The organism is Alcanivorax sp. HI0044 (genome assembly GCF_001634945.1).
In genome coordinates this window covers 1-10771 of the sequence record NZ_LWEZ01001770.1, presented here as the reverse complement: position 1 = coordinate 10771, position 10771 = coordinate 1, and the positions used below count along the sequence as shown (strand labels likewise).

Annotated in this window: 11 protein-coding genes, 1 other RNA gene and 1 pseudogene; 7 read left to right on the top strand and 6 right to left on the bottom strand. The window is 54.4% G+C overall.

All coding sequences use genetic code 11. The annotated features are described in order from the left end of the window. A pseudogene (locus A3730_RS32295) lies at nucleotides 1-248 on the top strand (cryptochrome/photolyase family protein); the annotation flags it as partial. 127 nt (nucleotides 249-375) lie between these two features. On the opposite strand, the gene A3730_RS26555 reads toward A3730_RS32295, so the two are convergent. Further along, on the bottom strand, nucleotides 376-2175 hold the full coding sequence (locus A3730_RS26555; RefSeq protein ID WP_063521490.1) for a S8 family serine peptidase: 1800 nt from the start codon (nucleotides 2173-2175) through the stop codon (nucleotides 376-378). Between the two features lie 166 nt (nucleotides 2176-2341). After that, nucleotides 2342-2698 (bottom strand): hypothetical protein, encoded by a 357-nt coding sequence (locus A3730_RS26550; protein WP_063521489.1) that lies wholly within the window; start codon nucleotides 2696-2698, stop codon nucleotides 2342-2344. A gap of 236 nt (nucleotides 2699-2934) precedes the next feature. Between A3730_RS26550 and dcm the strand changes: the two genes are divergently transcribed. From dcm to A3730_RS26530, 4 genes are all read left to right on the top strand, one after another. Then, entirely contained in the window at nucleotides 2935-4293 is a 1359-nt protein-coding gene (dcm, locus tag A3730_RS26545; protein ID WP_063521488.1) for a DNA (cytosine-5-)-methyltransferase, read from the top strand. Further along, a complete protein-coding gene (locus tag A3730_RS26540; RefSeq protein ID WP_063538968.1) occupies nucleotides 4281-5504 on the top strand; it encodes a type II restriction endonuclease in 1224 nt (407 codons plus the stop codon). The genes dcm and A3730_RS26540 overlap by 13 nt, the downstream gene beginning before the upstream one ends. 2 nt (nucleotides 5505-5506) lie before the next feature. After that, complete coding sequence (locus A3730_RS26535) at nucleotides 5507-5983, top strand: very short patch repair endonuclease (protein WP_063520633.1); 477 nt, start codon at nucleotides 5507-5509, stop codon at nucleotides 5981-5983. Between the two features lie 523 nt (nucleotides 5984-6506). After that, complete coding sequence (locus A3730_RS26530; protein WP_063520632.1) at nucleotides 6507-6830, top strand: helix-turn-helix transcriptional regulator; 324 nt, start codon at nucleotides 6507-6509, stop codon at nucleotides 6828-6830. Between the two features lie 33 nt (nucleotides 6831-6863). Here the strand turns inward: A3730_RS26530 and A3730_RS26525 are convergent, their stop codons facing one another. The 3 genes from A3730_RS26525 to ssrA form a co-directional block, all read right to left on the bottom strand. Then, the gene (locus tag A3730_RS26525; protein ID WP_231880663.1) at nucleotides 6864-7190 is read right to left on the bottom strand and encodes a DUF86 domain-containing protein; all 327 of its coding nucleotides are present in this window, start codon (nucleotides 7188-7190) and stop codon (nucleotides 6864-6866) included. A gap of 15 nt (nucleotides 7191-7205) precedes the next feature. Continuing rightward, on the bottom strand, nucleotides 7206-7496 hold the full coding sequence (locus A3730_RS26520; RefSeq protein ID WP_063520631.1) for a nucleotidyltransferase family protein: 291 nt from the start codon (nucleotides 7494-7496) through the stop codon (nucleotides 7206-7208). A gap of 441 nt (nucleotides 7497-7937) precedes the next feature. Then, nucleotides 7938-8294: a transfer-messenger RNA gene (ssrA, locus tag A3730_RS26515) on the bottom strand. Nucleotides 8295-8704: 410 nt separating this feature from the next. On the opposite strand from ssrA, the gene A3730_RS26510 reads away from it, so the two are divergent. Continuing rightward, nucleotides 8705-8989, top strand: coding sequence for a hypothetical protein (locus A3730_RS26510; RefSeq protein WP_063521316.1), 285 nt, complete (start codon nucleotides 8705-8707; stop codon nucleotides 8987-8989). 54 nt (nucleotides 8990-9043) lie between these two features. On the opposite strand, the gene smpB is transcribed toward A3730_RS26510, so the two are convergent. Next, complete coding sequence (smpB, locus tag A3730_RS26505) at nucleotides 9044-9523, bottom strand: SsrA-binding protein SmpB (protein ID WP_063521317.1); 480 nt, start codon at nucleotides 9521-9523, stop codon at nucleotides 9044-9046. A gap of 167 nt (nucleotides 9524-9690) precedes the next feature. Here smpB and A3730_RS26500 point away from each other — a divergent pair. Next, a partial coding sequence (locus tag A3730_RS26500; RefSeq protein ID WP_063539308.1) for a sodium-dependent transporter occupies nucleotides 9691-10771 on the top strand: 1081 nt, incomplete at its 3' end.

Genomic DNA, 10771 nt, shown 5'->3' with positions numbered 1-10771 from the left:
GCAGTTACATCAATCGCATGTCGGATTATTGCAAGCACTGCCAGTACAACGTAAAGACTGCCAGCGAATCCGAAAGCTGCCCGTTCAACAGCCTTTACTGGCACTTTATTCATCGCCATCGCAAACAGTTTGCCGGCAATCATCGCATGAAAATGATCTACGGGAATCTGAATCGGATGGATACGGCGAAGGTGGATGCCATTCTGGCGCGGGCGGAATCGTTGTTGGCGGACCCGGATGCGTTATGAGTTAAGGTGATCACGGGCTGTTTTCGCCGTGTTGCTTGCAGCGTGAAGCATGATGCTCCTCTTTATCAGGTACAAAAAAGCCGGCGCACCAGGAGGTTGACGCCGGCGAAACCGTAGGCAGAAAAACTTACGGATTGGTGAGTAGCGTATAGGCACCGGCACCGCTCTGGGCCTGTACCTGCCAGCGGTAGTACCCGCTGTTCACATTGGTATGGATCTCGGCTACACCACCTTGTGGGCTGGCGGTGGTCACGTTGTTCCAGCCGCAGAAGAACAGGAAGCAGCTTTGTGCTTGCAGGGTCACGGTGAAGCTGGCGCCCGCCGGGCTATACAGCCAGGCGTCAATCTGCCCGCCGGAAAAGTTGAAACCGTTGGACGGCAGGATCGCAGAGCCACCGTTGTTCAGCTGGCCTTCATAGCGGGTGCAGTCCGGGCAGGGGGAGGTTTCTGTTCCCACGCTTACGGTCTGGTCGGTGCTGCCGGTCTGGTTGGCGGTGTCGGTGACCGTCAGGGTCACGGTGAATTCGCCATCCACTCCGTAGTCGTGAGTGATCTGTTCGCCACTGGCCACATTGCCGTCCCCCAGGGTCCAGTCCCAGGCCGCTACGGCCACATCATCGCTGGAGCCGCTGGCATCCAGCTCACAAACCGTGCCCGCGCAATCCGCGGTGAAGGCTGCGGTCGGCAGGCGGTCAATCCCGGAGCCGTCCTGCTGAGTGATCTGCAGTAAACGGTTGGGCGACTGGTTGCCCGCATTGCTGATGGCGCCGGTGACGGTGTCGTCCACCAGTGCCACATTCACAGCACCGGGAGTGGCACTGGGGTTGGCACCCAGATACAAGGCAGCCGCACCGGCGGCATGCGGCGCGGCCATGGAGGTGCCATTCAGGCTGGCGGTCTGGGTATCTGACTGATACCAGGCCGAGGTGATGTCGCTACCCGGTGCGAACAGATCCACGCAGGCGCCGAAGTTGGAAAAGGAGGAACGTTGGTCCTGGCGGGTAGTCGCACCGACCGTCAAGGCTTCGGGCACCCGGTTAGGCGAGCCATTACAGGCATTGGCGTTATCGTTACCTGCCGCCACCACCATGGTCACGCCAGCATCGACGGCGTTGGCGACGGCGGTATCCAGTGCGGTGGAGGTAAAGCCGCCCAGCGACAGGTTGGCCACGGCGGGCTTCTGGTGATTACCGGCCACCCAGTCGATACCGGCGATAACCGCAGAGGTGCTGCCGCTGCCGTAGCAGTTCAGTACACGTACCGGCACCACGTTGGCCTGTTTCGCCACACCATAAGTGCTGCCGGCAGCGGTGCCTGCTACATGGGTGCCGTGGCCGTTGCAGTCTTCAAAGTCGTCAGGGTTAACACTGCCACCAAACAGGAAACCCCCGGAGCTCACGAAATTGCGACCGGGCAGTACTCGGCCGGTAAATTCCTGATGTGTGGTGCGCACGCCGGTATCCACCACATAGATGTTCACATCACGCCCGCCGTTGTCTGGATACTGAAAACTGCTATCCAGCGGCAGGGCCGGTTGATCGACCCGGTCCAGGCCCCAGGTGGCGTTACTCTGCACGGCTACGGTGGTCACCATGCGGTCCGGCTCAACCGAGATGACACCGGGCAGAATACCAAGCAAGTTTGCCTGCAGGTTGGTCAATCTTACGGTCATGCCCAGCAAGGCATGGTCATAGGTATAAAGCACCTCGCCCCCACCAATACCGGCCAGCAGCGTTTGAATAGCTGTGGTCAGGCTGGTGAGGCCCAGTTGCTCGGTGATATTCGGTGCCAGGGTCACAATGTATTGGTTTTGGATGATCTCCCCCATGGCGGGGGTATTGTTATCGTCGGCGGCCCAGGCGGGTGACAGCACGCTGCCCCCCAGAACGGCGGCCAACACGGCGGCCTTGAATGTCGATCGTGGCATTGCGTTCCCTCCAGTACGTTAGTGTCAGAACGCTAGGGAAACGCCGTGTATCTCTCCATGGGCAGGGTGTAGTTTTTTGTTGTTTTGAAAGGGGTTCAGCGGCCTGTAAGCGCCGCTTTTAAAGGCAAGAAGGGAAAATGAGAACTGGTCGTGAAGATACCGTCGACTAAACCAGTCCCCTCAACCGGGAAACCGTTTTCCACACCAGCATCTGCATGCGCTGGGAGTTAGTGGTTGGCTTGGCCAGGCAGGCAAACACCATATCGTTCACCGGCCAAATGCTGATGCAGCCTTCCCGGCAACGGATGAAAGCCTCCTCGCTATCCCCCAGTTTCAGGCCCTCAAGCACCCGGTCACAGGCTTTCTTCATCTCAAAGAACAACGCGCTCTGCTCGTCAAAATCCAGCCCTTCACCAAAGTGCACTACCGGCATCCCGTCGCTGCTGATCAGGGAGACCAGTAGAATGTCGTTAGAGGAAGCGTGCAGGGCTTCCAGGGGAGGCGTGAGGGTGGCGAGCTTCATTATTGTTATCCGTTTGTGATGGTGGTTTCAGCTTAGGGCTGGGGTGGGGCGGCGTAAAGATAGTGTTGTCTTTCAGGCGGTTGGACAGACAGGCGGAGCAGAGATGGTAGCGAGCGTCATACAAGACATGGTTGATGATGATGGGGTAACATCCCTGTACTGTTCATGTGGTCAGTGTGTGTTATTATCTGGGGCTATGCTGTAGCGTTTGCAACATAATTGACCCAGAGGAAGCCATGGATACCACCCTGTACGATAACCTTGATGATCGCCAACTGATTGAAAAAACAGTAGAAATATGGGGTCAGCAGGTAGTGGCTGATGTTTTGGAAGTTGACCGGGTAACGGTCAATCGCTGGTTGAAGAAGGGGATGGAGCACAACCTCAGGAGTCTGGAAAGAAATGCTCTTATCTCTGAATTGCTTCCGACCGGTCGTCTTGAAACCCAGTTCGTGGGCAATGAGCAGTTCCGCTTCATCGACTTGTTTGCCGGGATTGGAGGTATTCGCCAGGCATTTGAGGATGTCGGTGGTCGATGCGTCTTCACCAGCGAGTGGAATGACATGGCAAGGCGCACTTACCAGGCAAACCACTTCGACGACCATGACCATGTTCTGAACACTGATATCCGGCTGATCACCGAGGCTGAAGGAGTCAGCGAAAAATACCTTATCCCGCATATTGACCAGTCTATTCCTGATCATGAAGTGCTGCTGGCGGGCTTTCCTTGCCAGCCTTTCTCTATTGCGGGCGTCTCAAAGAAAAATGCGTTGGGCCGGTCGCATGGCTTTGACTGCAAAATTCAGGGCACCCTTTTCTTTGATATCTGCAAGATCCTACAGGCGAAGAAGCCTGCTGCGTTTCTTCTAGAGAATGTCAAAAACCTGAAGAGCCATAACAAGGGTGATACCTACAAGACGATCCTGAAGGCTCTGGATGACGCGGGCTACGATGTGCCTGACCCTAGGGTGATTGATGCTGCTGATTTCCTTCCTCAGCACCGTGAGAGGATTGTGATCGTAGGGTTCAGAAAGGATCTCAATATTTCAGAAGGCTTTAGTCTGGCTGATCTTGATGTTCCCGAGGAGGCGCCGCTACTGGCAGACATCGTGGACAAGAAGGTCCCGGATAAATATATCCTGACAGACAAGCTCTGGGCTTATTTGCAAAACTATGCGAAGAAGCATCAGGCTGCAGGCAACGGGTTTGGTTTCGGGCTCGTAGAGAGCAAGCAGAAGAGGCCGACCAGAACTCTTTCTGCCAGATATTACAAAGACGGTTCTGAGATCCTGCTGTCCAGAGGACAGAACAAAAACCCTCGCAGACTTACTCCCAGAGAGTGTGCGCGGCTGATGGGCTTTGACAAGCCGGGAGAATCCGATTTTCGCATTCCCGTTTCAGATACCCAAGCTTACAAACAGTTTGGTAACTCAGTAGCGGTACCGGTCTTTGAGGCGGTAGCCAGAGAAATGCACTCAAGAATCCTTGATGCGAATGTCAAAGGCAAAAAGAAAAAATACAAGATAAAGCAGCCAGACAAAGGGCAAATGAGATTGCTCGAAGAAAAGGGGAAAATGGCGGGATGGAAAAACTAGGCCAGTATTTTGAGGGGATTGCCTGGAAATACCTCACTGCAGTGGATGCGGACCCGGGTAAATCCAATCAGCATGAGTTTGGAGGGCTGGTAAAAGCGGGATTCAAGCACTTCTTGGGAGATCCGGGTGAGGAGACGTACAAATACCCCTGCAGGTTCATGTTTCTTTCTGAAGACAAAGACAAAAGTGCAAATGTTGATGGTGTCGTCAGCTGGTATGACTCTCGCAGGGGGAAGAGTGGGCGCGGTCCCGAGCTAAGGCTTTATTACGTTTCCAATGAAGTGACAGATCTGATTTCGGAAGGGATGTTCTTTCTGATTGCAAAGACCACTTCGGAGGAGCTGATTCTTGTCTTCTGTGACAAAGGAAGTAGCGAAGAATCCCAGTTACGCTGGCTTTTTGGCCTTGATAGTACAACAAATGCTTTTTCCGGAAAGACCATTGATGAAAACCAGATCAAGGCAAGCTGGTCTGCCAGGTGGGTTCTGGATGAGCTTGGAATTGAGCTGTTCGAGGATGATTCGCGCTATCTGGACTTGATGCTTGCCCGCTTTGGTGGCGCCTTCCCAAAAACCAGAGAATTCTCGGCACTTGCGCTTGAACTGAGCCCTGAAATTCAGCCAGTCAAGCTTCCTGACACTGCTCTTGTCTCGCTGATGGATAGGGAGGAGTCCCTGTTCCGGCAGCTGGAACGGCATTTTGTTGAAGAAAAGCTGAAAAGCGGATTTTCGGATGTGGAACAGTTTGTTTCCTATTCGCTGAGCATCCAGAACAGGCGAAAAAGCCGTGTGGGTTATGCCCTCGAAAACCACCTTGAGTTCCTCTTCAAGGAAAATGGGGTGGCGCATATTCGTGGGGCTGAAACAGAGAACAGATCAAAGCCCGATTTTCTCTTCCCCGGGCTTCCGCAGTATGAAAATCATGACTTTCCTGATAATGGGCTGACTATCCTGGGGGCTAAATCTACCTGCAAGGATCGTTGGCGGCAGGTGCTTTCTGAGGCTGGTCGCATAAAAAGAAAGCACCTTGTGACCCTGGAGCCGGGTATATCCGGTAATCAGCTTGATGAAATGGAAGCCAGCGACCTGCAGCTTGTTGTCCCCACCTCAATACATGAAACGTATAAGCCGGAAAGTCGAGAGTGGCTGTGGAGCCTTTCTGATTTTATCGAGCATGTTCTGGAGAAGCAGGCAAAATATCTGGATGAGTAGCTATGGTTGATGTGGTCGACAAGGCAACACGCTCAAGGATGATGGCGGGTATCAAAGGGAAAGATACCAAGCCAGAAATATTGATCCGGTCGGAACTACATCGCAGGGGATTCAGGTTCAGGAAGAACGTCAAAGACCTGCCGGGAAAGCCTGATATCGTTCTGCCAAAATATAAAGCAGTAATCATGGTCAATGGCTGTTTTTGGCATGGGCATGAATGTCATTTGTTTAAGTGGCCAAGTACGCGACCGGAGTTTTGGAGGGAGAAAATTGAGGCCAATAAGAGCAGAGACGTGAGGAATTTAAATGCGATTTCGCGTATGGGATGGCGGGTTTGTATTGTTTGGGAGTGTTCAATTAAGGGTAAGGATTCCGATAATATTGTAGGGGGGATCGATTTGGTAAGTGAGTGGTTGATATCTGATTCTTCATACTTGGAAGTGACTTATAGGGTTGGTAGTAGGTCTGTTAATTTCTGAAATGCAGCTTTGGGCACTTTTATCGTGGCGGAATTCCCCCGTTCATTCCCTGTCCTCCGCCTTGTATAACCCAAGAGCAGCACTTCACTAATTTCGGTGAATTTAATTCCTAACCAATTAACGTGATTTCTTGATTCATCCACTTCCTCGACGATGTAAAGGGCATCAGTGTAAATCTTCGGGATCAGGTCTTTCCTCGTGCGTCTAGTATTGGATCTGGTTTTTTTCAGGTTAACCAATGAGGGGTATCGCTTTCAGGCAAGTTCCTGGGCCTGCGGGAATCGAACCCGCATCCGTCAGCAATCCCCAAATCTATTGATTTAACCCCACACAACTCGGTTGGCAGGTTTTGTCGCGTGCGCGACATCGCTATCGGCGCGGCCCTTTCTGGATTGGGGCAACTTATCTGTTGCCTCTGGGGTGACGGTGCGGATTATTCTAAAAATGAAACATATACGTTGCTTTCTTGGCTGCAGGAAACTAATGTGTTTCTTATGAATAAAAAGCAACTTGTGTGTTTACAATGATCCGTTCTCTCCTGGAACAGTTGAAAAGTCGCCGTCTCGCGCTGGGGCTCAAGCAGAGTGACATGATGTTGCGGGTGGGGATTTCCCGGCAGCAATACCAGCGTCTCGAGTCGAAGGGGAATCCCCGGCTGGATACGCTGACGTTGACTGCCAAGGGGCTGAACAGCGAGTTGGTGCTGGTGCCAAAAGAGAAGCTGGCGGCGGTTCAGGCATTGCTTGGGAGCGGGGAGGAGCAAGAGATAGCCGTGCAGGGTCGGGATGAGGGCGAAAGGCGAGTCTCTGACGACCCGTGGCGAGGCCTTCTTGGTGATGATTCATGAGCCAGGAACCTGTTTGGCTCTGAGATTCTTGCATTAATCTCCGGCGGTGAAAGCCTCAAGCTTGCTCAGCAGTTCGGGGATGTTGTCTCGAATAATACTCCAAAGCGTATCGTCATCAATGCCGAGGTAGCCATGAATCAGGCGGTTACGGGTTGCGATGATCATTCGCCAAGGGGTCTCTGGATGTGAGGCGCGAATCTCGTCAGGAATATGTGTTGCTGCTTCGCCGATAAGCTCCAGGTTGCGGAGGGTGGCATCGTAGGTCAGTGCGCTTCCGCGAACTCGTCTTGTTCCATGCCTTCTGTGTAGGACAGCACTTTCGAAGCAAAGTCTGTCATGTCGTTCAGGTAAAACCGCCATTCCCTTTTGGCTGGCTCAGACATTGACTCGATCCTGCTCAATGTAAGGGCGGAGTTCAGCGCGGAGGGCTTTGCTGGTGACCAGGTCCACAGGGCGGCCGAGTCTGTCTTCCAGATAAAACTGCACACCGAAATAGCGACTGGACGTAGCGGGGCCATCAAAAGCGACAAGGACGTCAACGTCGCTGCTTGTTGTGGCGTTGCCACGTGCAGTGGAGCCAAATAGCGCGAGTTCGGTAACGCCGAAGCGAGCAGCTAGCTCGGGCTTGCTGCTTGCCAGAATGTTGAGGACGTGTTGTCTGTCCATGCTTTGCTCGGTTATGGGTGTGTATGGCCAATTTAATGCAATTGGTGGTGTCGTACAAAATTTGCGAGGAGCAGGATCAATGGCGGAGATCGGCTGCCGCCGATTTCCGCCCTACGATAATATCAATAGCTTCAGGCTTAAGCCGCGCGGCACAAATAGGGTTCATCGCGGGTTTACGGGAATGCGCTACTCCAGCAATTTGCTCCACTCTGAGTGAAATCGATGCTAGGTGGGAGATTCAGCCTGCTGAACGAAGGGGCTTTTGATCCTGGGCTTTTTCGCCCCTCCAGTGGGGCTCCTACAGCAAGATCCACCCTCAGTGAACTCTGTGCCCTCTGTGGTAAGTCCGTTTTTGATCTTTGCGTGCCGCATGTTGCAACCGCGAAGCGGCATAAAAAAAAGGGCCACCCCATCGGGGTGGCCCTTTTCTGTGTTGCTGTTTGGTGGAGCCGGCGGGAATCGAACCCGCGTCCGTCAGCAATCCATCTGCAGATCTACATGCTTAGCCATGTTTATTGATTTAAGCCTTCACAGCCCAACTGGCAGGACGTGAAAGCCGAGCCCCTAAGAGTTTTAACAGCGCCATCCGGGGCGGACTTTGCTGCGAGCCTGTGTTGCGATGCTCGCCGCTCTTCCCCACAGGCAGGGTCGATTGGCGATAAGCAGGGTTTAAGCTGCTAGTGCGTAAGAATCGTCGTTTGCGATTACTTTAATGTGCCACAAATGATTTACGAGACTCGTGACCTTCTCGGCATGCACCACAGAATTCAGTACCGGCGTCGAATCCAGGTCGGCCCCTGTGATGGCTTCATTCTAAGGGATGGGGGTGGGGAAGTCGATTTCAATCTGTGCGCGTGCGGGTTGTTCGGAGGTGGCGGAACTGACCATGCCTTGGTGGCGGGCGGCATGAAGATTGTTCATTTGTAATCAGAATGTGAAAAGTGTTACCTGAATACACATCTGTTGTCCGACAATCCGACCCAGTAAGCTTGTGCTGTCATTTTTCGGGCGCACTATAGCGGTGTCACCACGGCAAAGTTACATCGGCCAGTGGTGAGGTTGAGCAAAAGGTGAACGGGTAGCCATAAGCGACCCAGGGGCATCTGGCTCAAATATTGTGTACCACACAATGGCTTTACAGCGAGCCTTGAGATTGATGTATCAAGAAGGCCGCTGATCAAAGCATTGTCGTTCATTGAAGGAGAAGGATGATGAACACGATCTTTCGGTCAGCAGGGCAAGTTTCCGAGAAGGCACTGTCGCCTTTGAAGGCTCAGCCGCTGCTCTACAGAGCGTTGCAATTGGTATTTGCGCTGGCTGCGTATGCAGCAGGTATTTACCTGGTGAATATGGCGACCCCGGAAGCACGGATTCCGGTGATTCTGTTCGCCGTTTACTTCCTGCCTGCGGTGCTTCGCGCCTGGCTGCAATTGTATTGGCAGCTGCGTGGCGATAGCCGTGCACAGGATGTAAATACCCGCCACACGGCGTAATCAAGACAGCCTGAGACAGTGCCCGGCGGCAGGGCGTGACGCCTCTTTACGGCGTCATCTCTGCCGCAGTATGCGCTGCTTCTGGCGATTCCAGTCGCGCTCTTTCTCTGTGGCGCGCTTGTCGAACTTCTGCTTGCCTTTGGCCAGTGCGATGTCGCACTTGGCGAACCCTTTCTTCCAGTACAGGCTCACCGGTACGCAGGTGAAGCCGTCTTTCTGTACGCCGCCAAATACCCGCCCCAGCTCACGACGGTGCAGCAGCAGTTTGCGCGTGCGTGTCGGGTCCGGGTTAACGTGGGTGCTGGCGGTGTTGAGGGGCTCGAAACGGGCACCGAACAGGAAGGCCTCGCCGTTTTTCAGCAAGACGTAGGCTTCTGTCAGGTTGCCTTTGCCGGCACGCAGGGACTTCACTTCCCAGCCTTCCAATACCAGGCCGGCTTCGAAGTGCTCTTCCAGATGATATTCGTGGCGTGCCTTGCGGTTTTGCGCAATGGTGGCCGACGGTGCTTTGGCTTTCTTGTTGGCTTTTCCCATAGGGCGGCGATTATAGAGCAAGGGGAGAGTGGCTGATAGCGGTTTGTCTGCTGTGGCCGGTGCCGGGTGAGTGACTGCTTACCATCTTTGTGCTGTTGCTGGCGGTCACTTGAGCCGCCCTGCCAAAAAAAAGACAATACCGCCACGCGAACAAGGGTAATGGTGTTATGAAGCAAGAAAACAAGTCGGTCCATGGGGTATGGGGCAGCCGCTGGGTGTTTATTCTGGCGGCAACCGGGTCGGCAGTGGGGCTGGGTAACATCTGGCGCTTTCCGTATATCACCGGGGAAAACGGTGGCGGTGCCTTTGTGCTGCTGTATTTGCTGTGTATTGCGGTGGTGGGGATTCCCATCATGGCCGCGGAGGTGATGCTGGGTCGCAAGGGTGGGCTGAGCCCGATCAACACCATGCGCAAGCTTGCCGGTGAGAGCAAGGTGACACAGCGCTGGGCGGGGATTGGGCATATGGGGGTGCTGTCGGCATTCCTGATCCTCTCCTTTTATTCCGTGGTCGCCAGCTGGGCTCTTTATTATGCCTGGGAGGCGGTGGCCGGTGGTTTTCAGGGGATTACGGCGGCGCAATCCGGAGCACGGTTTGATGCGTTGCTGGCAGATCCCTGGTTGATGATGGGCTGCCACACCCTGTTTATGGTGCTGACCATGGTGGTGGTGGGCCGTGGTGTGAAAGGGGGGCTGGAGAAGGCTGTTGAGATCCTCATGCCGCTGCTGTTCGTGCTGCTGCTGGTGCTGGTGGGCTATGCCGCCACCACGCCGGGTTTCAAGGAGGGGCTTTTGTTCCTGTTTGAGCCGGATTTCTCCAAGCTCAATGGCAAGGTGGTGATTACTGCCGTGGGGCAGGCCTTCTTTACTCTGAGCCTGGGCATGGGCGCGATCATGGCCTATGGGGCGTATATGCCCCGGGAGGCCGCCGGCAAGAAGGGGGGCAAGCCCAAGCCGGTGTCGATCATGTCCACGGTGATCATTATTGCGCTGCTGGATACGCTGGTGGCGCTGGGTTCCGGTGTGGCCATGTTCCCGCTGATCTTCTCCAATGATCTGCAGGTAGGCCAGGGGCCGGGCATGATGTTCGTAACGCTGCCGCTGGCGTTTGGTCAGATGCCGGGCGGCATGTTGTTCGGTTCCCTGTTCTTCATTCTGGTCGTCTCTGCGGCCTGGAGCTCGTCCATCAGTTTGGGGGAGCCGGTGGTGGCGTGGCTGGTGGAGCGCGGTCTGTCCCGGGGGGTGGCCG